General features: G+C 43.7%; 21 protein-coding genes and 1 pseudogene. 13 read left to right on the top strand and 9 right to left on the bottom strand.

Annotation, left to right across the window (positions count from 1 at the left end; genetic code table 11):
• Positions 1-294 precede the first annotated feature (294 nt).
• The 5 genes from FY534_RS07695 to FY534_RS07675 all read right to left on the bottom strand — a co-directional run bounded on the left by FY534_RS07695 (position 295) and on the right by FY534_RS07675 (position 4946).
• The gene (locus FY534_RS07695) at positions 295-1377 is read right to left on the bottom strand and encodes a GerAB/ArcD/ProY family transporter (protein ID WP_203114192.1); all 1083 of its coding nucleotides are present in this window, start codon (positions 1375-1377) and stop codon (positions 295-297) included.
• Positions 1378-1379: 2 nt separating this feature from the next.
• A complete protein-coding gene (locus FY534_RS07690; protein WP_203114191.1) occupies positions 1380-1625 on the bottom strand; it encodes a hypothetical protein in 246 nt (81 codons plus the stop codon).
• A gap of 16 nt (positions 1626-1641) precedes the next feature.
• Positions 1642-2850, bottom strand: coding sequence for a Ger(x)C family spore germination protein (locus FY534_RS07685; RefSeq protein ID WP_238413447.1), 1209 nt, complete (start codon positions 2848-2850; stop codon positions 1642-1644).
• Positions 2847-4334, bottom strand: coding sequence for a spore germination protein (locus tag FY534_RS07680; RefSeq protein ID WP_203114190.1), 1488 nt, complete (start codon positions 4332-4334; stop codon positions 2847-2849). Before FY534_RS07680 ends, FY534_RS07685 begins: the two co-directional genes overlap by 4 nt.
• Positions 4335-4487: 153 nt before the next feature.
• The gene (locus FY534_RS07675) at positions 4488-4946 is read right to left on the bottom strand and encodes a restriction endonuclease (RefSeq protein ID WP_203114189.1); all 459 of its coding nucleotides are present in this window, start codon (positions 4944-4946) and stop codon (positions 4488-4490) included.
• Between the two features lie 264 nt (positions 4947-5210).
• On the opposite strand from FY534_RS07675, the gene FY534_RS07670 reads away from it, so the two are divergent.
• The 3 genes from FY534_RS07670 to FY534_RS07660 all read left to right on the top strand — a co-directional run bounded on the left by FY534_RS07670 (position 5211) and on the right by FY534_RS07660 (position 7990).
• Positions 5211-5564 (top strand): hypothetical protein, encoded by a 354-nt coding sequence (locus tag FY534_RS07670; protein ID WP_203114188.1) that lies wholly within the window; start codon positions 5211-5213, stop codon positions 5562-5564.
• 84 nt (positions 5565-5648) lie between these two features.
• A complete protein-coding gene (locus FY534_RS07665; RefSeq protein WP_238413446.1) occupies positions 5649-6797 on the top strand; it encodes a transglycosylase SLT domain-containing protein in 1149 nt (382 codons plus the stop codon).
• Positions 6798-7753: 956 nt separating this feature from the next.
• A complete protein-coding gene (locus tag FY534_RS07660) occupies positions 7754-7990 on the top strand; it encodes a hypothetical protein (RefSeq protein ID WP_203114186.1) in 237 nt (78 codons plus the stop codon).
• Between the two features lie 541 nt (positions 7991-8531).
• On the opposite strand, the gene FY534_RS07655 is transcribed toward FY534_RS07660, so the two are convergent.
• Positions 8532-9734, bottom strand: a complete 1203-nt coding sequence (locus tag FY534_RS07655; RefSeq protein WP_203114185.1) for a transposase — start codon at positions 9732-9734, stop codon at positions 8532-8534.
• 520 nt (positions 9735-10254) lie between these two features.
• On the opposite strand from FY534_RS07655, the gene FY534_RS07650 reads away from it, so the two are divergent.
• The 5 genes and pseudogenes from FY534_RS07650 to FY534_RS14830 all read left to right on the top strand — a co-directional run.
• Positions 10255-11385 carry a M50 family metallopeptidase gene (locus tag FY534_RS07650; protein WP_203114184.1) on the top strand — a complete coding sequence of 377 codons (1131 nt, stop codon included), beginning with the start codon at positions 10255-10257 and terminating at the stop codon, positions 11383-11385.
• On the top strand, positions 11378-12814 hold the full coding sequence (locus FY534_RS07645) for a HesA/MoeB/ThiF family protein (protein WP_203114183.1): 1437 nt from the start codon (positions 11378-11380) through the stop codon (positions 12812-12814). Before FY534_RS07650 ends, FY534_RS07645 begins: the two co-directional genes overlap by 8 nt.
• 825 nt (positions 12815-13639) lie before the next feature.
• On the top strand, positions 13640-14341 hold the full coding sequence (locus FY534_RS07640) for an ABC transporter ATP-binding protein (protein ID WP_203114182.1): 702 nt from the start codon (positions 13640-13642) through the stop codon (positions 14339-14341).
• Between the two features lie 2 nt (positions 14342-14343).
• Positions 14344-15072, top strand: a complete 729-nt coding sequence (locus FY534_RS07635) for an ABC transporter permease (RefSeq protein WP_203114181.1) — start codon at positions 14344-14346, stop codon at positions 15070-15072.
• Positions 15073-15445: 373 nt separating this feature from the next.
• Positions 15446-15769 (top strand): annotated as a pseudogene (locus tag FY534_RS14830) (transposase); the annotation flags it as partial.
• Between the two features lie 380 nt (positions 15770-16149).
• On the opposite strand, the gene FY534_RS14645 reads toward FY534_RS14830, so the two are convergent.
• The gene (locus FY534_RS14645) at positions 16150-16935 is read right to left on the bottom strand and encodes a transposase (protein ID WP_238413445.1); all 786 of its coding nucleotides are present in this window, start codon (positions 16933-16935) and stop codon (positions 16150-16152) included.
• Positions 16874-17425: an IS110 family transposase gene (locus FY534_RS14640; RefSeq protein ID WP_238413444.1), complete on the bottom strand. Its 552-nt coding sequence runs from the start codon at positions 17423-17425 to the stop codon at positions 16874-16876. The genes FY534_RS14645 and FY534_RS14640 overlap by 62 nt, the downstream gene beginning before the upstream one ends.
• 105 nt (positions 17426-17530) lie before the next feature.
• On the opposite strand from FY534_RS14640, the gene FY534_RS07620 reads away from it, so the two are divergent.
• A complete protein-coding gene (locus FY534_RS07620; RefSeq protein WP_370541566.1) occupies positions 17531-18124 on the top strand; it encodes an IS3 family transposase in 594 nt (197 codons plus the stop codon).
• Between the two features lie 15 nt (positions 18125-18139).
• The gene (locus FY534_RS15005; RefSeq protein WP_370541520.1) at positions 18140-18478 is read left to right on the top strand and encodes an integrase core domain-containing protein; all 339 of its coding nucleotides are present in this window, start codon (positions 18140-18142) and stop codon (positions 18476-18478) included.
• Positions 18479-18606: 128 nt separating this feature from the next.
• Here the strand turns inward: FY534_RS15005 and FY534_RS07610 are convergent, their stop codons facing one another.
• Complete coding sequence (locus tag FY534_RS07610) at positions 18607-18915, bottom strand: hypothetical protein (protein WP_203114178.1); 309 nt, start codon at positions 18913-18915, stop codon at positions 18607-18609.
• Between the two features lie 173 nt (positions 18916-19088).
• On the opposite strand from FY534_RS07610, the gene FY534_RS07605 reads away from it, so the two are divergent.
• From FY534_RS07605 to FY534_RS07595, 3 genes are all read left to right on the top strand, one after another.
• On the top strand, positions 19089-20081 hold the full coding sequence (locus tag FY534_RS07605) for a type II secretion system F family protein (protein ID WP_203114177.1): 993 nt from the start codon (positions 19089-19091) through the stop codon (positions 20079-20081).
• Positions 20082-20145: 64 nt separating this feature from the next.
• Complete coding sequence (locus tag FY534_RS07600) at positions 20146-22110, top strand: hypothetical protein (protein WP_203114176.1); 1965 nt, start codon at positions 20146-20148, stop codon at positions 22108-22110.
• Positions 22101-22502, top strand: a complete 402-nt coding sequence (locus FY534_RS07595; RefSeq protein ID WP_203114175.1) for a hypothetical protein — start codon at positions 22101-22103, stop codon at positions 22500-22502. Before FY534_RS07600 ends, FY534_RS07595 begins: the two co-directional genes overlap by 10 nt.
• Positions 22503-22546: the final 44 nt, after the last annotated feature.

The following is a 22546-nucleotide window of genomic DNA, read 5'->3' as shown; positions in this document are numbered from 1 at the left end:
GAGGGGGTGAAGGGCGGAGATAAAAATCTCACAATATGGTTCGACCAGTAGTTAGTCAAGCTGTGGTGAATTCATCTAAATGTTGAACTGTTGTTAAATATTTTTGAAAAAATAATCTATCTTTTCTCCATGGCGAAGAGAATCAGTTTTTGGACAAAATGTTTATATGTAGGAAATTAAGTGTTTGCGTATCGTAATTACCCACTAATCAATCTATGAAATATCCAAAATGTGTTGTATGATTCCGTTTTCTAATCAATTGAATATTTTAAGTAAAGAAGGAATATATTATTTTTATGTTTTATCCGTATATCGCCACCATCCTATTGTGTAAATAATTACAGGGCATATGACTACGGAAAACAAGAAATAAGCTGGTACAGCATGCAAGATAAATTCGGTAACATCAAATAAATTGTGAAACATGAAGTTAGCAGCAGACCAAGTAAGTACTGTGCAGGGAATGATCGCCCATTTTGTATCTTTGGAGTAGCCTATATCTTTCATCGCTTCACAAGTTGCTAATTGAAATGAAGACATTTTCAAAACCTGTGTACTCACAACCCCCATGACATATAAAGTATCCAAACGTTCCACAAACTTTCCTTGTCGAATGGAACGAACGACTTCTAAAATTGGATAGCTTAAATAACGTACAGGCTCTCCGATGACACCTATAGTCAATGTAATGAGAATAATTAATACGACTGTACTTATTGCACTAGCTATGATGATATCGTATGGCAGAGTGCGGGGTGTTCTTAGTGCAGGAATCCACTGGAGAACCACAGAAAATTCCAAACCATAAGCAAATGCAGGTACAACACTTGCTTGCCAAATGGCCATCCATCCGGAGCTTAACATCGGGCGAAATGGTTGCCATTCAAATCCTTGTAAACTTAAGAAGAAAAGAAGGGGGGCTATGATAATAGCAAGAGGAAAAATAAATTGATTGACACGACCGACAACTTCGATTCCTAAATATGTGAGATATGCGGTTACAGAAAATGTAAGCAAGCTAGTAATAAATTCCTGTGTATTTGGCAACACAGTTACGCCAACAAAAGTACTTAATTCGCGCCCGATTGTTGCCAATGTCACCACACCAAATATTATATACCAGACCGCAAATATTCCTCCTCCTAATGGACCAAATGCATGCATTGCTATTTGTGTTAACGTCTTATCAGGAAAAAAATGTACATGAAGAGCTGCAAGACTGGCACATATAAATCCTCCGATACATAAGCCAAATACTGCAATCCATGCATCATGGACTGTAAATTGTGCAATTGTTCCAGGGATGGTAACAATACCAGTCCCTAATATTGTCCAAATTAATATTAGAATAACCTGATATCTCGAGATTTGAACCATGTTCAATCCCCTTCATGACTTATGTTTCCACCGTAAATCCATTCTGTAGGTTTTTTAAATATCCATTCAATCACACGAATAGGGTTGAAATTCGACAACCAGTGAAATGAATTAGCCAATGCTAATAAAGTTGCAAATCCGATGAAAATACACCAAATAAGGCGTTCGCTCATACGATTTGGTTTCCAGTGTTGAAAATCAATCAATTCTCTTATCATGGTCCATAATAATTTCCATACATTTTCCACTTAGCTTTGCCTCGCTTCATTTAATTATTTTCACTGTTTTAGAGATAAATGGTGTCTGCGAAGCGAGTTCGCCATGTAAAATTTGCAAGTGAATATTCATTATTAATTTTGTTTGTTTCCAATCATATGAATATTTTGCATTAACATATTTTTCTTTTGGTAAATGTTCTTCTATGAGTGTTCGGATACCGTAGACATCAATTCCTGATTTAGTAGACATTAGCCATGCCTCACGCAGGCGGTTTTCTACGTCATGTTGGATTGACCATTCTAATTGAGATAAATTTTTGGAACTCATAGTGGTGGGAGAGTCCCATCGTTCTACTTCGCCTGTTCCTCTCCAATCAACTTGTATGATTGGAGTTGGAAGAATGCTAAGCAGCTTTAAGTGAGTAGTTGTACGAATCCAATGAATAGTTATTAATGAGTGGATTTGTTGGTCTTGAGAACGCACCACTAATGGTTCCCTGACATCGAATGTTCGTCCCATCAACCAACTAACATCCAATATTTTACTGAAAGGTACTCTATATAGCTTACCTTCGATTGAAATAAAGTCCAATCCTGATAATACAGGTTCTTTATTTTTATTCATTTTGATTTCAGCTATTGTTGACGATGCGGAGGGAGTTAGAAGATGTTTTACGATATGAAGTTCATCACTTGCTAGACATTTATAGCGTCTAGATTCTTCATCCACTAAATCACGAATTAGTACAGCTGTAGAGACACTAGTTTTTTTGCTATCTTTGAAGATGTCTTCTGCATTACCTGACGTAATTACCCATAGCTGACTTCTCCGCAATTGCCGATTTCGTTCTAATGCATCTACTAATCCACCTAGTTTAGAAGAGATTGCAGACTTTGAAAATAAAATGATACTAGTATGGGGTAAATAAAGTGAACGTGATAACTGACTTTGAATCCCAGAAAACGCCAATTCCATGGTAGTTCCATTGTTTGATACTATACGATCTGGTTCAGATTTATTGTTTCCACCTGCTTCTGTTCGTCCTGATAGGGCTGATTCTGGATTGATCAGATCGACAGAAACGCGAATACCATTCTTAGCTTTATCTATGCCGATTCCTGTTGAGATGTATAGATGATCTACATCATTGTAATCGCAAGCTGTAACTGTCCCAAGTATTAAGAAGGTCGCTACAACAACTATATAATATTTACGACTTTTATAGTTCCAAATGCTAATTATGCTCCAATTCAACCTTGGTCTCTCCTTGATTTTGAATGAGACACATTCATTCGAGAACTATTTTGAGGTTCGAATTCTTGGGGGCGTTTTCGCATCATCCACCAAGGAGCACGTATGACCGTGTCTTTCATGTCGTTAAAATAGTTCGGTGCAACGGGAGATAAATACGGTACGCCAAATGAACGCAATGAAGCTAGACGAGCGACTATCACTAGTCCTAACATCAGAACTCCAAATAATCCAAATAGGCTTGCAGCAATAACGAATGGAAATTGGAGTAATCTAGCTGACATCACTAGACCGAGTGCTGGCAATGTAAAAGATGCTACACCAGTTGCCGATACAATAATAACCATGCCAGGCGAAACAAGCCCTGCTTGAACTGCAGCATCTCCAATAATCAAGGTGCCAACTATACTGACTGATTGTCCTACTGCACGAGGAAGTCGTGTACCTGCTTCACGCAAAGCTTCAAACGCTATCATCATGCCTAGAGCTTCAAACACAGTTGGGAAAGGAATTCCAGCATGTTGGGCAGCCACACTCATTACAAGCGGAGTAGGAAGAAGATCCTGATTATAAGTTAAAAGGGACACATAGAGCGCTGGTAATAATACTGAGGCCCAGAACATGAGGTGACGCAACAACCGAAGAGGTAAAACAATACTGTAATGCATGTAATAATCTTCAGGAGAACTGAGATTCATAGCAAATGTTAATGGCACAAGAATGCTTTTGGGGGAGCCGTCGACTAACAGTCCTACACGACCTTCCATCAATCCTGCAATCATACGATCTGGCCTTTCGGTATCTTCAACCGTGGGAAAGATTGAAAAATAGGGATCAGAAATAAATTCGCGTATTTGGTTCATATCTACAATGTAGTCAATTACAATTTTTTTCAATCTGTCACGCATCTCATTTACTAGAGATTCTTTTGCAATTGTTTTGTGATATAAAATGGCGATTGTAGTCTGAGATTCATTACCTAGTTCATAGGTCTCAATTTTCAATTCAGGACTTTTTAAGCGCTTTCGTAGAAGAGAGATATTTAGGTTTATATTTTCAACAAAGGCCTCTTGCGGACCATTCAATGTAGGCTCATTTTCAGGTCGTTCAACAGAACGTGTCGGTAGTTTTGTGAGATGCCAAACTTGTACGAACTTTATGTCATCAGAACACACAATTGCGCAACCATTGAGCAAAGCTTTTACAGTCTCGGAAACATTATTAACAGTATGTGTAGAAAGACCTGGAATGATGGATGAATGATGAATTCGTTTGCCTTTGAAATCGGAAATTTGTCTACTGGTTACTAAAATAGCTTCTTGTAAACGTTTATTGTCGACCAGACTGTCCAACCAAAGCACGAAAACAGTGAAACGACTCATATTAAAGGATTGGATTCGAAGGTCTGGGCAGGGATGAAGTCGATTGGAGATTTGATGCACGACTTCGATTGCTTTTGAAGAAATAGTGTCGTCGTGCTGTCTCATACATGATTCTCTCCCATTTCACTTGGTCTATAAAAATTAACTATTATCTTGAATTCATTTTTCTCAATTATCGACCTAAATATTCCACCATTCTGATATTTGTTCTGAGTACTTTGTGTAGTTTCTTTTTAGATGTGTAGATGAGCACTGTCATCACAATTGCCATGCCGTTTTCCTCGATGACACGGGCGGTGGGGTTAAAAACGTTTCCACCACATCACGTGCCCACAACTCCACACCAGTGGATTCGGCCAGTACCTTGGCTGCCTCGGTAAAACGGTGATTGGTCACCACCACAGCGTGCGACGCCTGATAGTAGGTCATGGCCGCATACACTTGTTGCACGGCTTCCACTCCCACAGCGTGGGTGTACCTCTTGCATTGGAACACCCAGCGTTCCCGTCCTCGTTCAGCCACCAAATCGGCCCCAAAGTCTCCCGATGTCTTTGTGTAGGCCACTTTCCAACCTCGATTGACCAGCGCTCTGCCGATAAAACGCTCAAATGCCACGCCATCCATGCGGTCTACGGTCTGCATAGAAACGCTGCGTCTTTGCTGTTGTTCGCGAAGGATGAATCGCCGCGCCCGAACCGTTCCAATGACAAACGGCACCAGCGCGGCCAGATACGGTGGCAGGAATGCTGGGATGGCGGGGAGATTGGGGGACACAGACACCCAGTTTCCATGAACCTGCGTCACCCCCAAGCCCCAGATCAGTACGAATAGCCCAAAAAGCAAAATACCGCTCATGTTCCGTTTTCGTCGGACTCGTCTGGCCATCGCCGTCCCCCCTTTTTATGCGTTAGGGTATGCGGCAGCGGCTCGTCTTATGGGCGGAAAAAGCAGCCGTCGACTCTTTCCTGTGTGTCGAATCGCATGGAAAGGTGGGATGGGAATGCCAAGGCGTATTCAATCTGTCATCGTTGCCGTGGGGAGCGTTCTGTTCTCCGTCGCGGGCACGCTGGTCTGGGGCATGCGGGGACTGGAGCAGAGTGTGCAGGAGCAGTCGTATTCGCATCTGGAGACGATACACGGGCACACGCTTCTGACGAGCGGCACACGCCCGGTTTTCACGTTTCACGGCTGGCCGTATCTGTTGCTGGCGCTCATTTGGGGAGTGGGGTGGTTGCTTGTCGGGATGGGACTCCTGGAACGAAAATGGATGCCACGGTAAGTGCGGCTTGCGGCCTTCAAACCTCACGGCAAGGCAACGTGCCATTGCCATTTTAGGGATCGAACTGGTGGAGTATTTGGAGAATGTGCAGCACATTTCACTCGTCGAACGATACCCGTCTCGCAGAGGGGAGGGGGAAGATGCAAGGGAATCCGACACGATGGATGGCGCGGTTGACGCCGATTCTAGGGCAGGCGGCACAGGATGGGCGCGTGGACCCAAAGGCGCTTCGCGAAGCGGTCAAAGAGGTCCTCATTGCTGAACTGAAAGCGGCGCTGAAAAAGAAAATCCTGTCGTATCTCCTCTCCAACGCCTGGTGGATTATCCCGCTTCTTTTTCTTCTCTACTACGGACTGGGGATCACGCTTGCGCTGTTTTCCGCCACCACTTCGGTAGTCACATTTGTCCCCTGGCAGCAACTGGCTCAAACCCCCGCCATCGAAAATGGCATCCCTGCCGAGTTTGTCACCGATGTGGAGAGGGCGAGCGCAGCGTATCGTATCCCCATGCAATATCTGGCCGCCGTAGCGTATCACGAATCCGGCTGGAATCCAGCGGCGTATGCGGATTACGACGGCAGTCATGCGATGGGGCTGACGCAGTTTGAACCCGGAACTTGGAGTGGAAGCGGTGATCCCGATCAAACGGTGGCCTCGCCGGATACCGATGCGACAAGGATTCTTCGCTATGGCGGCTTTGGCGTGGATGCAGACGGTCTCATGGCCCCGATGGGAACACCGGCTACGGCGGCCCTTAACGCTTCGGCCTTGTTGGCGCTCAGTCAAGCCTGTTCCAGCGGCGCAGATTGTGTGCCCTACGCCAGTCCCTTTGACCCTGCGGATGCCCTGATGGCGGGAGCCAAGTATCTTTCGTATCTTCGGGACTTGACGCATGGCACTTGGGAGAGTGCCAGCGAAGCCTACTACGGTCTGAACGCGACGGCGGATGCACAGTATGCGGCCGATTTGGTGGCACTCATGATGGCGTACACGGAAGATTTTATCCCGCCAGCACAAGGTCACGTATTTGGTTCCTTTCCGGTGACGCAATCCGTCGGTGTGGTCGTGGTGGGAACGCTCACACCGAAAGAAGCCATGTGGTCGCATTCGGTACCGCTTTATGCGCCCGTATCTGGCATTGTGACGCGTCAGATACAGGGAGGGCGGGTCATCCTTGCCTTACCAGATGGGACGGGTCTGACGATGCCGTATGCCGACTTTCTGCCGTTTGCGTTTGCCAAGGGGGAGCACACCGTGAATGTACAGGCGGGGAGATTGTGGGGTATGTGAATGTGGCATCTGGGAGTGTAGAGGTGAGGGGGTAAGTACGGAGAGAAGTTTGTATGATGATATTGATAAACAATTACCTTTCGAATAAAATTGTGAATATTATTTACAAAAATGTATATGTAAGCGAATATAATATGGTTTCTCTTGCTAGGCTGTAAAAATATGATTAGAGATATCACTAGCGTTGCATTCATGGTTTCACTAGGTTCATAATGTTTGGATTTTAGTGGACGGCTAAAAATTAAATTTCTTTATCATGGACGACAGATAGTGTTTCTGTCCAAGTCCACGAAAAGGAACCCAACTTATGGACAAGGCTACATACTCTTCTTGATTTGGTTTATGGTATTCGTTTCTTAATATCAATCAATTACAGGCAATCGCATACAGGCCATCGCAATCCAGTATGAAGCGAATCGCTATGTCAAAAAACTCGATTAATCGGCGTTTCTTCGGATGAACTTGTATGTGTACAAGTTCATCAGTTCAAATTGAAAAATGAACTGGATCTGGACTTCATCAGTATCTCACAACTCTTGCGTACCAGTGAACGACTGAATCTATCTATCTATCTTTGACAGTTATTTCTTGACTGTTTGCGAAGTTCAGGTGAAAAACCATAGGACCGTCCGTTTTTTCTTGCTTAGGTTCTTTAAAATCATCGATTCCACGACGATTCCACTGTGTATGTCTAAGTAAGCCTGGGACAATTTCCGCAAAGCTATAGCTGGTGTGAAAATCCACACTCGGTTTACTCTGGTAGATGCAAACAATGACTACTCACACGACGAGAAGAAAACTTTTTTCGGTTGCTGACACCTGTGAACTTCCGTGGTTTGTGAATGACCCGATTGATTGTATTGTATGTCCTTAACTGCGTTTATCTGGACTAAGAGAGGTTTGACGAATATCGTGACGGAAACATTCGATTCGCGACACGTCTAAAGGAGAACACTGTGTATGAAGTAGTTTGTGACAAGTACGGAGACCTGACAGACTTACGAATCATTCGAGACACTTGGGTTCGTCTTTGTTCGCAAACGAAGGTCATACACAATCTGTTACGACGAATCGTGATGCAAAAAAGCAGAGGGGAACGAATTGTCATCCACACGAATGATTTGTTTATAAAATCGCTCGAACTGACGGAATTGTACCGTACGTCATCGTTGCCTGATAGAGCTATTCTTTAAGAAGTGTCAAACGCCGTAGAGAACCAGATTTAAGTGGTTATGATTGCATACTTACTCATGTAACTACTATGTGTACACAGACTGCAGTCCTATCATACTAAACGTGCAGTGGCTCATGCGCAAGTTCATGTGGAGACCGTGGTACGGGGATGGCAAAAAGCGTTACACCACAAACCAACTCAAACTTTAAAGGGCAGGCAAATGTGTAGATAATAGCGTCTCAGGGCCCGATATTGTTGTGATGACAAAGAAATTGATAGAAAAGAATAGGCTGAAAACTGGATGAAATCTACCGTTTGTTTGCAGCTAGTGTTGTCTCTGTTTAATGCTCCGAAGTGATAGCTCCTGATCATTCCGAAAATAGTAATTCTACGCTATGTCAGAGATATATTTTAATCTAATTTTATATGAGCGTTTTGCAGAATTGCATTTCTCTTTGAAGTGAAAAAAGAAACAGTACTAGTCTGAGGGCTATTATTTACTTTTTTTGTTTGTGTTGTCTAGATTTTCACATACCTTTACCAATAACAGAGTGCCAAGATTAAGCCGTCTTCAGTGAACTTGCCGTCGCATGTACCGCTAGTGCAGAAGCAAGTAGAATAATCGCATTGAGGTAGACGTATGTGGTGACCTTCTCAATACCCCGGACATGCGTGTCGTTGGCTGTAAGATTTTCTTTCAGCCGAGAATTACATCGCTCCACGGACGTTCGCTCCTTGTAGAGTTCCATCCAACCCCGCGTGTTTCGGTGTGGATTGGCGTATCGCCTTACATCGTCGGTGATGCTCTTCTTGACCACCATTCCGTAGTTGGAGTCCGAGCAAGCAGCAGTCCCAAGCGGGCAGTCAACCTTGCCTACTGCATGTGGACAACGGAACTTTAATCGGTCACCGTCGGCTCCCCAATAAACCATGTCGTAACCCATGGAGCAACGAGGTGTCCCATCGGATGTCATGCCTGCAGGTGGTTCCTTTTCTCCACGCTTATTGAGTGCAATGATTGCTTGCGCACCATAACCACGGGCAGCTTCGTAGTTTTTCACCTGGTCGTACCCGGCATCCATCATGACGTATTTGACCTTCCAACCGTAGTTTTCGACGACATCTTTCATGAGCGGAATCGCCATCTCACCATCATAAATATGAGCGGGTGTGACTTCTAAGGCTACCGGTAACTCGCTGGAGGTATCCACAGCGAGATGAATTTTGTACCCGAACCACGTGAGCTTATTGCCAAATGTGTCGTACTTGGCACCCCAGTTGGCATTACCTGTTTCTTGGCTACGCGATTTCGGTTGCTTCTTCTCATAGGCACCAATCGCTGTACTGTCAATGGCGAGGTGACTTCCATCGATGATTCCAGCCTCTTTGCACTGACTGACCAGGTCAATGAAGAGTGCCTTGGCAAGATCTTTATCCACTACAGCCTTGAAGACTCGACTGAGTGTGGCAATTGACGGTGCGGATTCATCTAACCGAAACCCGCATTGGTACCGGAACCGCAAGTCGCTAACCAAACGTTTGTGCAACTTGGTAAAGGTTGAAATCCCCTCAAGCGGAGCAGCGAGCAACGCTCGTAAAATCGCTTCACGGTTGATAGGCTTTGCACCCTGGGGTGATGAATTTCGTAACTTTGCGGCATACGGCTGAAGATCCAGAGCAGAAAAGAACAGTTCAAGTCGTTCACTGGGTTCGATTTCTAGCCACTCTTCAAAGGAAAACAGGGACTTTTGGAGAAGATACAAGTGGACTTCCCTCCTAGGAGAATTTTGGGTTTGGTCACTTGAAATCTTCTCCAAGTTGGGGTGAAGTCCTTTTTCATGCTCTGAAATCCTTTGTCCCACAAGGGCTTATGAATCTGCAAAACGCTCATATAACTAATTTTAGGAATATGTATTGAGAATACGATTATTGCAAAAAAAAAAATTGTCGTATACCAAAAAAATATATCGAAGAAAATAAAATATTGACAAAAATGATATATTCAAACTATATTATAATAAATTTGGTAGATTAGGAGGTGAAAGTATGATACTAAATGAGATTAATATGGTAGAAACTCCAAGTAACTTAGGTTTTATCATTGGTACCGTAGCGGGTATTGCTGCTGGTGTTGGGATTGCATTTTTATTGTGTTAATTAACAGGAGGTGGTTTTCGTGATTATTCATGAAATTAGCCCTGTAGATGCTCCTGTCTCAGATTGGCTTAGTGGGTTTGTTGGAGGAATTTCCATTGGGATAGCTGTTGCTGCTCTACTTGGCTGTTGAAAAATTTATTGCGGTCAAGAGTTAATTTTCTTGGCCGCTCGGAGGATTTTATAGATGGATGGTCAAAAGTTGTTAAAGAAAAAAATGCTTTGCAGTTTCACGAAAGTTCTCATGGAATATTCCATGTTTACGATCCGACAACAAGAAAACATTTTAAAATAGGAGCTAATGAGGTAGCATGGCTAAATCTATTGGATGGTCGTAAAACATACGAAGAATTAAGTGGGTTAATACCGGATCAATGGAGAGATAAATTTTTAGAACTGGTTATTAAACTTGGACTAGTAGAGAATCATGTAAACCGTAAAAAAGATTTGTTCAAAATTAAAATACAATTGTTTAATCCGAGTAAGATAGTCGGATCGACACATCAAGCTCAAATATTGGCTACAGCCATTACTAGTCTTGGTTTGTTTAGTGTTATTGCAAACATCGTATTAGTTTTATTGAACTATGATAGAATTCTTCATGCTGCTTTTAGTTTTCAATTAAATTATTATGTTATCATTTACTATTTGGTTGCGATTCTATTAAGTAGTTTTCTTCATGAACTTTCACATGTGCTTGTTGCACGGGCTTATGGAGTATACGTACCAGCAATCGGTATAATGTTTATGTATTTTCATCCTACCTTTTATTCTGATATTACTGGCATTCAACTTATTCAGAGGAACCAACGTTTGCACGCAATATTAGCGGGGGTTTTGATGAACAGTTTTATAGCTTCATTGTGTGGGTTTGTTTACACATTAAATCATGGTTATTTATTTCTGTTTCTCATGATCTTTAATATCGGAATAATAATTATAAATTTAATACCTTTTGTAGACTTTGATGGATACTTCGCGCTTACTACTATTCTTAATGAACCGAATTATAAAAAAACATCTTTGGAAAATATTTCACATGGAATTTTGCGTATTTTATTTTCGCGTCCTGATTATGTTGTTTATTTTATTGGTTCTCGTCTTTTCATTATCTCTTTGATAGGATTAGCCGCACTTGAGGTTCGAAAATTAGGACTTCGTCTTGTTTCTCCTGCAGTATCTACTGGAGTAGTAGTTTTGCTATTGATTGCATTGATATTTTACCAAATAGTGCGTTTAAGGAGACGGACAAATGTCTAATGAAAAAAAGTACACTCTGAACCCTTACTGTGTAATCTCTCAGATTGAAGATGGTTCAGTGCTGTTTAATCTTTCAAAAGAAAATGCGGTTAATTTAACTAACCTCGCACTACTTGAAATATTACTATCTTCTAGAGGTAAGTTCTTGGATATTGAACAACTCAAACAAATCGCATCAAGTTCAGAAATTAGTAATTTAATTGAAAAACATATTTTATTACCGTATGAATTTAGTGATTCGGACATTCAAAATATTCTTTCTCGACAAATGGGTTTTTTATCCTTTCTGGGTAAACCATTCGATCTTCAAAACGAATTACAAAAGGCGCGGATAGTAATTTTTGGTTGCGGAGGATTAGGATCTCATGTCGCTTGGTATTTAACCACTATGGGTGTAGGGCATTTGACTTTAATTGATTATGACGTAGTTGAACTTACTAATCTTAATCGTCAACTTCTATATAATGTTTATGATTTAGGAATTCCAAAAGCTAAAGTACTTGCCAATAAACTCAGTAATATAAACCCTGACATTCAAATTGAGAGTAAAATTGTTCGAATTGAGAATTTTTCTTCAGTATTTGAACTTATTAGTGGAGCAGATTTAGTTATCAAGGCAATTGATACTCCAGAATCCGTCATGACTTGGCTAAATAAAGCGTGTGTGTTGCAGGGGATTCCATATATAGCTGGAGGTTTCGCAGAAACCTCGGGCATAGTTGGACCAATTTATATTCCTAATAAGTCATTGTGTTTTGACTGTATCGGTTCTCCTCAAGGAAAACGGTTGGCGGGCTTAGGTACTAGCTTATCCCCAATTGTGGGTGCAGTTGCTTCACAAATAGCCTTATATGCAGTGAAAATTATTTGGCGCCTAGACAATCATCTAGTTAACAAATTTTTTACGTATGAGTTTGGTACCTCATCATGGTATGAAGCACAGTTGGAAAGTTTTAAAATATGCCCTACATGTGGTCATTCGGCTTATAGACCAAAACCCAAAATAGTTATTAACTGGACGACTATAATGGTTTTTTTATTCTCTGCCATTATGACATTTTTGCAATTCGATAGTCATAAATATTATTGGGGAATTTGCGGATTATTATTATTAATCTTTGTTACAAGCACATATTCATATAGGGGAAATTTTGTACAAACTTTTCGTCGGTTAGTGGTGGATGGCGCAGTATTTAGTGTGCCTCCATTAGTTGTTAACGCTTATAGATCTTATAAAGGGCTTTATCAACACTTTACGTTTGTAACAATACTGAATAGTATTCAAACTTTATTTATACTTATTTTGGAGAGCGCTATAGCATACACTACTCTTTTATTAGTTATTACATGTTTCTCATATGTAATTCATATTTTAGGCTTGCATTCTTCTAAAAAGTTAAACAACTCAACAACAACTCTTAGAGGTTAATATTAATTTTCGAAAAATAGTTTGTTGTAAATCAATTCTACATACAAGTGAACTGTATTATGTTTACAAACAGGCGATGGAGGTAATATATTGAAAATTTCATTTAAAGTAACAAATAACAGAAAAGGACGTAGGATATCTAGGTATATTGTAATGATTGCTTTACTAATGCAATTTAATTATATAATGTTAGTTACTAACGAATATAAGGATCTGCAACATGAATTGCTGGGGATTTTTATTACAGGAATATGGATCCTAGTGAACGTATTAATTATAGCGATTGTAGTTAAAATCATATATGTACGAAGACGAGAATAAATTAAATATAAGATAGTTAATCTTTTTTAGAAAATATTAATTTTATTTAAATTAAAAATAAAATTAATTAATGTTTTATGAATTAGAAATGACTAAATAAACGAAATTAAAAAATAGTTTTAAATTCAAGGAATGTTTAGGGGTGTAAATGATATTGACTTAGTGAATTGTATTTTCAATACATTAGACCCGCTTACTTAGCAACGGAAAATCTAGAAAAAGACAAACCCAAAAAATCTTTGGAATGTAGGTATCAATTAAGATACTTAAAAAATAATTTATGTAGTGCTTATGTATATCTTAGTAAATTCTTACGCATTATGTGTTTTGCGACTATAAAATTAAACACTATGTATTTCAAATAGTTTTCATATTTTTTTCATATACTATTTCAAAAATCATGGGTAAATTGATTTGAAAAATGTTTTATGCTTTTTTAAATGTTGATTTTTGAATTTGATTTTTCTAATTGTAATTAAAAAATAAAAATTGAGGAGACAGATTATGCTTGCTGCTAATAACCTAACAAAAATATATCCAAACGGTGATGGAGTGAAGGATCTTTCATTTGAAGTTCCAGATGGGGTAATTGTTGGTTTGTTAGGGCCAAACGGTGCTGGTAAAACTACAACTATTAGGTTACTAAGTGGTCTTATCAAGCCAGATAATGGGTCTGCTACAATTGATAACATATTAACATACAATAATCCTGATGTTAGATCAAAAATTGCCGTGTTGACGGACAATAACGGAGTTTATGAAAATATGACTCCGTTAAGCTATTTCTCATTTTTTGCTAAATTATATAACTTGCCTAAAGAACAATTTTATTTGAATCTTGAATCACTCAGTAGTAGTTTAAACTTTAATTATAAGGTCAATAAAGTTCTTGGTGTATTATCTAAAGGGAATCGTCAAAAAGCTTTGCTGATTAGAGTACTATTACACAATCCAAAACATATTATTCTTGATGAGCCTCATTCTAATCTTGATCCAGAAATTGTTTTTTCATTACGAGAATTATTAAAACAACGAGCAAAAAACGGGTCAGCCGTTTTGTTGTCTACTCATATACTAGAGGAGGCGCATAAAATTTGTGATCAAATTGTGCTTTTAAATAAAGGTATTTGCGTAGATCAACAGTCTGTTTCAGCCATCGAATCAATTGATCAGTATTACCAAGATAAAATGCTAGGGAGGCGTTAATTATGAGTGGAATAAGTGTAATTTTTCAACGTGAATTTAAAGAAGCCACTAGATCTAAAGCCGTTTTAATATTTGCTCTTGTCGTAGCTATTGCATTTCCTATAGTTACATTTATAATTTTAAAATCTCAGATACATTTGAATAATTCGATTGATCAGTTAGAAGTTCAAGAATTACATCCTTTAATTATAGCATTTCTGCTGGAAAGTATTATTTTAGCAACCATGGTCACTGCTACAAGCTCAGCATCCTCCTTTGCTGGTGAACGAGAACACGGTACTTTAGAGGCATTGCTTCTTGCGCCTATTTCTGAGTCAGCTATATTCGTGGGAAAAGTGTTAGCACATGTCCTTCTGGGAGTAATATTGTGTTGTGTAACGATATTGTCATCTCGCTTTGCCAGTATAATTTTTATTTCTAGTAGATATAAACCATATTCAATTGGATTTATGCTTGTTTTAGCGCTTCTATCATTAGTATTGTCAACTTTTGTTGTAGGGATTTGCACAATAATATCAACAAGAGCAAAATCAACAAGAATTGCTCAGCAACTCTCAACATTAGTTATGTTTCCAGTTTTGATTGCTAATGTTTTAGCAACTAATTGGGTTGGTCACATTAGCATTCCACATTTATTATTTATGATTTTAGGAATTGGTTGTATAGATGCTTTTATTTTATATTTCGGTGCAACTCAATGGCGTACAGTAAATATTATCTTTAGAGTTTAATTGTTAAATCCTTTTAGTGTATTGGGCGAGTGGAGGCGTGTCTAATGACACATCTAAGGTGAACCCTATTGTCAAGACACTGATTTTTAGTTTAAGTTATGAACACATTGCTGACTTTTCAGATAGCGGGAGGAGGATGTAGTGCGGTGCTATTCTGCTGGAAATACATTTCTCCCGGCGTTAGATAGCTCAGTGATTGGTTTTGACGGTCGTAGTTGTATTTTTAAAAGAAGTCTCCAATCTTCTATCTTGCTTCCTTTTGCGCTAAAATCGTTGGCCATATTCCTCATAAGCCCCCTAATCAGGTTGGACAACCTCTCAAAAATGTAGGAGACTTGAGTTATCAGGAGGTTGTCCCAAGGAACGCAGGAAATATTCATCACAGTTTAAACAACAAATCGTTCAGGAGTGCATCGAAACAAATAGTCCTTCCATCGTGGCTAGAAAGCATAATCTGAATGTGAATATGGTTGGCAAATGGGTACGTGAGTTTAAGAAGACAGGTGTGGCGCCTGGGAAGTCGAAAGGTGTTCCAACACATGTAACGTCCAGCGACTATCAGCAGGTGGTCTTCGAGCAATCTGAGTTGATTTCAGAGAATGAGCCATTGAAGAAGGCGCTAGCCGATCATGCATTGGAGAATCATATTCTGCGTGACCTGCTAAAAAAACAGAGCCCCACTCCCTCAGATGATTAGCCTTTTCTCACGAATGCTCGCTCATTCGCAGGATTTTATTAACCTAGTTATAAGATGGAGTGGGAATGAGGAGATACCTCGTAAGGCAGAACCGTTCGAGCGCGTGCGGGAACAGAAGGTGCAGTGCGTTTTAACAGCATCTTCCATATAGGTCCTTTGCTGCACGCTTCTCTCCACAAGGTCCCTGGGATTCACTCTCCCAAATCTCGACGGGTCTACGCCCTTACATTCCTTCGTCCTATCTATCCAAGGTGTGGAGTCCAATCAACGTTTGCGCAACGGGTCTGCTTTGCCCTAAAGTGAGGGTTTCTTGGTACTCCGTGCTTTCTTTGTGAAATCCTGCGAATGAGCCAATTTACGTGTCGAGACCCTCAGGTTTCTTAAGCTGCTAACGTAAGTTGGGCTTTATCTAAACTGAATTCTTCCCCTTGTCTGGCCATAGCGACGAGCATTCGAGCCAGTTTACCGATTAATTTCATGATGGATTGCATCTTGGTCATCCGTTTCACTTCAATGTTGTGTGTATGCAGGGCTTGAAACGCAGAATTGTGGGACAGCAGGCGAAACACAGTGAAGTAAAGGTGCTTGCGTAGTAGCGAATTGCCTCGCTTTGTGAGCTTTATTTTCCCCTTGTATTTACCAGAACTCTTCTCAGCGAGGTTCAAACCGGCTTTTCGCAGCAACTGGTTTCCATGAGACAGCTTACTTAAATCACCGCCAAAGGCTAAAATGGCAGCCGTTGCAGGAGCAGATACCCCGACGGACAGAACGAGTTCTGAACCAGGAATCTCGGGCAGCATCTTCTTCATCATCTCGTCAGCTTCCTCAACAATCCTCTGAATTCGTTCGTACTCATCCACCAAATGTGTGAGTTCCCAATTGTCTTCCTCCAGGGCGAAAGTGTCTCCAACACTGTGTCTGGCTAACTCAAGAAGTTCAATAGCCTTACGTTTTCCACGCACACCACCAGGTCTCGACATGTACTCTCCCCAGATTTCTATCATTCGTTCTGGAGTAAGCTGTAGCAAGTCAGACGGCGTCGAGAACCGGCGCAATGTCGCTAGGGAACGAGCACTGAAAATATCCTCAAATGCTTGTCCATACTCAGGGAAACGAATATCCAGCCAACGATGGATACGGTTTTCGATCCGTCCACGTTCGACCACCCAGTGCTCCCTGTTTGTGACGACGACTCGGATCCGCCGGAATGCTTCGTCTTTTGGGGAAAAGGAGGCGTAGTATCCACGACTGACGGCATCTGATGACCAGTGCATCCTTGGGGTCATTTTTGGAAGGCGAATTATCTCTGTTTTCCTTGTTTCGTTTGGTGGTCAGTGGATTCACGAGCACAACGTCGATACCTTGTTTAACAAGCCAGTTAGCAAGGTTAAACCAGTAATGTCCGGTGCTCTCCATACCTATGATGACGTCGTCCATGCCATGGGTTGTCTGTAGCTTGCGGATTGTTCGTTCCAGATGCTCAAAACCGGAGCGGTCATTTGAGAATATAATAGGTTTGTTGCTGAGGACGATTCCTCGAAAGTGAATAGCTTGTGCAGCGTGTCTCTCCTTGGCAATGTCGATACCAATGACAAGGGTTGTAGTGGAAATTCGTTCCACGCGTTGATTCTGCACTTTAACCAGTCTAGACTTCATATTAACGCCTCCTACGATGGGTTATTGAGGGCTACGACCCAGTACACACTTATCGTATCGGGGCGTTATTATTTCTACAAACTCTATTTCTTAGCTTCTACAGGAATGTTTGCGGATAAAGTAGCCATTGCGTACAAGTGGATCACAGCCGGACATTCAGTCACCTTCGTGCTGCGCATCGTGGGGGTCTCTCGGTTCATTTATTACTATCCATTGACTCACGAACCAAAGCCCCATACTATGTCGGGTGGGCGGCCTATCCCTGGATATTCATTGACCGAGAGCGGCCGCAAAGCCAGCGACGAACAAATCAAGGAGTGGATCATGGAATCGATCGCTGGTGATGGGTATGCGTATGGTTACCGTAAGTTGACCTACATGCTTCGACAGGACTATGGACTCGTCATTAACGAAAAGAAAGTGTACTGGTTGTGTAAGGAACTGGGTGTATTACGCCCACAACGGAAGATCCGTCAGAAGCATCCCAGGAAACTGGCACAGAACCGGACAATCACGGCACCAAACCAGTTGTGGGAAGTCGACGTGAAGTACGGATACATCACAGGCGAAGACCGATTTTTCTTCGTGCTATCCTATATCGACGTGTACGATCGTCAAATTGTGGGATATCATATCGGGCTCACTTGCGAAGCAAGGCACGCTGTACAAACTTTTCGGGCTGCGCTGTGGAAACGTTAGATTCTTCAGCGAAATATGTCCCTCCCCATCATCCGTTCGGATAAAGGCCCGCAGTTTGTGAGCCATCTGTTTGAATCGGAATGTGAGCGTTGGGAGGTTGAACACGAGCGGATTCCGCTCAAAACACCCAATATGAATGCGTATATCGAGTCATACCACTGGTTACTCGAAGACGAATCTTTGTCCATGTACGAGTTTGACAGCTACGCCGAGGCGTACAAGGCGTTGGAGGAATTCGTACGCAGGTATAACACCCGTCGGCTCCACTCCAGTCTGCACTATCTCTCGCCGGAGGAGTTCCACCGCCGCCACCTGGAATCAGGACTGCAGCCAAGGCGCCCCGTGAGGGTGTGACGTACGCCAGTACGTAGCGTGAGCGTTTGCCCCTAATTGCCTTACATGCCAGAGGGAGGAGGAGCGGTCAAGGGGGACCGAATGGTCCAGCAACAGCGGTCCTTGACAGTCCGACGACCGATGGCAACTTATGACTGATGGGCAAAGGCTGTAAAAAGACTGCGAAAAAGCTCAATATCGGGAGCGTTTGTCCAATCTACGGGTGTTAATGCGGCTCGAAGTAGTCGATACAGTCCGTAACCTGTCAGACCAGCTTCGTAGCAAAACTCCAGTTCTACACCATCTGAAGCCAGTCTATGTACTAGACTCCTTACAGCTTCCACCGTATGTGGCAACATTCCGATAAATCTTGGTTCACCACGGCCCTCGTCTGCTACCGCAACCGCAATATTTTCCTTGGACACATCCAAACCTACAAACTTTGTGATAGTCTTCATAGTATCGGCTCCTTTCGTATGTGGCTCTGCACTGTTCTCTCAAGTCTCAGTGTAAACCACGATGTGCGAAACGAAGCCGGTGTCGTTCATTATGACTAGGAAATTGTGAGTTTACATAAAATATTTTACACCCTCGAATTTTCAATTGCTCTTGACATTAGAATTAGGGCTAAATGATGAGCAATGAATTACATCTATTTGTAGATGTCTTGCAAATCGACTCAACATGTCAGACCCATCACCACATGCAGGTTTCATCTCCGCCACCTCTTCTTTCCTCTACAAAGCGAACGGAAAGGTGGTGGATTACCATCGGTTCTCTGCAAGTATTGCCCATGATTCTCGGTGTGCTTCTGTTTCTCGCCGTTTTACTGGCCTTGTTAGGTCCTCTGGTTCGTCGGGAAGAGCGGGTCAACTTTTGGAAGAAGCAAATTCAGCGCGATCCGCCGAAAGTGGTTCAGGTTCGCCGCGCTCCCAAAGGGTTCCTGGAGCAGGTTCAATTCTATGCGGACGCGCTTGGCGAAACGTCCTGGCCGTCTCTCTTTCCACGCTATGCGCTTTTCAGTGCGGGTGTGGTGGAGTTGTTCTTTGTGCTCATCGGCCAACCCTTTCTGGGTCTGCCCGTCAGCCTGATGGGACTTTCCGTACCGTATTTCTGGATGCGGGGTCGATACCAGACGGCGAGGATTACGCTGAAACAGCAAATGCAGCGATTGTTTTTGTTTCTGGCGCATCTGGTCAAAGCGGGGGCGAGTCTGGAAGTGGCGCTCCGTCAAGCTGCTCAAGCCTTTGAATATCCGCTTCGCCCATATCTTATCGACGCTGTGGCGACCATCGGAAAAGGAGAACGCGGACAAATCCAACTGGATACGGCGGCAACGGCTCTCTTGACGATGGCGGAGCGGATGCAACTGAAAGAAGCCGAACGTTTGGCGCAAATTGTCAGCCAAACGCAGCTCTATGACACGAACTTGGGCGATGTACTTCTGGAAATGGTTTCGATAGATCTGCGGGACAAAGCGGTTCAGTCGGAAGCGACACTGGACAAGTTGTCTTCCAGTATGGAGATGATCGGGCAACTCATGGTGTCCACGCCCCTGTACTTGTATTTGATGCTGGCGGTTTTCGGCTACGTGGGAAAGTATCTGGCCACCTTACACGTTTGATGCCGTGCGCGAAAAGTCACCTGCACGCCACATCCTCTGTCTTTCTTGAAAGGCGGGGATTCGCGTGCAGGTTTTTTTACCCTCGACAGGCACGGCAACAGAAGCCGCTTCACCCTCTACACCTGCGTTGCATAACTTTTTGACCGCACACGCTGCTACCTGGCTTGGCTGGCAGAATCCATCGCCTGCGGCGTATGTGTTCACCCTGCCGCCGTCAGGGAATTGGCTATCCAATTTGACGGGGCAACCCGAGCAAAGCGCGGAACTTATGCTCGCCAACACCTTGTTCAGCATGCTCACGAACGTGATGCACCTGGCGATTCAGGGGATTTCCAACCTGGCTACACCCGAATGGCTCATTGAACCCATGATTCATTTGGCCGGTAAGGTGGTCAAACACGGCGGCATTCCTCTTCTCCAGGCTGCGTTGCCGCTTTTGCTCATCGTGATCGGCGTGGTCATGATGCTGGCGTTTGTGCGCGGGCGTTTGTCAGAGAGTTTGCGGCATCCTGCCGTGTTTCTGGCCTCGGTAGCGGGGGCACTGGTCCTGATGCTGTACTTTTCTCCGGTTCTCCAAACAGTCAATCGTCTGGCGATTGAAGGCACCAACACGGTCAGCGCCAGTTTGGTTCAAGCGGTCGATCCGCACGCGGGGAGCCTCTACGATCTGACTTGGCAAGACGATGTGTTGGATCCCTGGGAAGCCATCCAGTTTGGGGCATCGGCGCCGTTGCAGGATTTTACGGTGTCTTCCTATTACGCACCGCAAAAGACGTATGGCAGCGGTGTTTCCGCGATCACGGTGAAACCGGGCGAAAACTGGGTGACGCTTTTCTTGCAAAATCCCACGCCAGATGTCCGCCAAAACCTGATCCAGGCACTCTATGCCCCGCTTTCACAGCACCGTACACCGTTTACAGGATTTCCGGTGTCTCGACTGGAAAAAGCCGATCCGGCGGCGATGCAAGGTGGCATTTTTGTCATGACGCTTTGCATTTTGCCCTGCATCGCGTTTTTCCTCGTCATGGCGTTTTACCTGTTTTACCAGACGCTGTTTTTTCTCTTCTATGCGTTGCTTGCTGTGGTCATGGTGCCGATGGGCACATTGCCGCAGTGGGGATGGCCTGCGGTACTGCGTTGGGCGAGGCAGATGTTGGGCGCGTTGTGGCTTCGGCTGTTGAATCTGCTGTATGTGGCACTGGTGGATGTCGTACTCTCCACGATTTTAGGTTTGATGAATGGCAACGGTATCGTGAGGCTGGAAACGCTCATCGCGAACACGCTGGTCAGCGCTGTGGTGTTTGGTGCGGCGCTCTTTTTCCGCCCGAAAGTCATTGCGCTCGTGGCCACAGAACCAGCTCTGCCCTGGCAACGTCAACGTTCGGAGGAGAAGAAGGCCATTGAAACGAGGAATAAGGAGGCAAGAGAGACTGCGAACGCGAAAGGAAACCAGGAGGGCAAGACCAACGAGACATCGGCATCGGACAACCGCACCGAGGCAAAACCGGACACAGACGGCAAGGCCAGGGGAGTTGCAGGGCGTACCGGACAAGTGGTGCAACGGCATCAACGTCAAACCACCGCAGGTTCATCCAAGGCATCGAGTCCGGCGGCATCGCGTGGCTCCGCTCGATTTCGTTCGGATCCAGCTTCCGGAAAGACTTCGGAACAACGGTCAAACCCGATAGGCGATCTGGCTGTCTCTTCCCGGTTTGCCAAGGGAACTAAGGCATCCCCCGCGCCTGCGTCAGCGTCGTCTGCCTCGCTCAAAGAGCCAGCGTGGAGACCGCAAACCGTGTCGAGAGGCGGGGAGGTATGGAGACGTAAGTCGGATGTATCTGTGAAATCGTCTGCCTCGCTCAAAGAACCAGCGTGGAGGCCGCAAACCATGTCTAGAGGCGGGGAGAAGTGGAAACATCAGCCGGAACCATCGCCTGCCCAGTCACCGAAGGTCGCTTCGACCCCCGCGCCAACACCAATCAGTCCCAAGCGAGCCTTGCGGGGGAGAAAGCTGTTCATGTGGCGATGAAGCCGTTACAGCCTGCGAAAATGGAGCCGTCCTGGATGCGGACAGCACAAGGAGTCGAACTGCGAAAGGACGAGATTCGCCCGCAACGGCCACTGCGTGTGACGATGCCGAAAACAGGTGGTTCATCGAGCCAAGCGGCAAAGGGTACAGCGGTGCGTCTGAACCCGAATACACCCGCACCGACGCCTGCTGTAGCGAAGCGGGCAGAGCCGGAGCCGCCTGTGAAGCAAGTGCAGGCAGGAGATTTTGCCTGGACGATTCGTGGAAGCTATGCGCACGGCAAACGCATTACGCCGTTTGATCCGTTCGCCAGTGTACCGAAGAATCCAAAGCTTGTCACGAAATCAGGAAAGGCAGTCAAAACCGTCCGAATGCCGAATTCGCCTAAATGAAGGTAATGTCAAGGCTGTCCCTCTGTCATTGCAGATGATGGAGG

The sequence above is a fragment of the Alicyclobacillus sp. TC genome (assembly GCF_016804365.1).
GTDB lineage: Bacteria > Bacillota > Bacilli > Alicyclobacillales > Alicyclobacillaceae > Alicyclobacillus_I > Alicyclobacillus_I tolerans.
The sequence above is the reverse complement of the archived record's forward strand: the minus strand, read 5'-3'. Positions and strand labels throughout refer to the sequence as shown.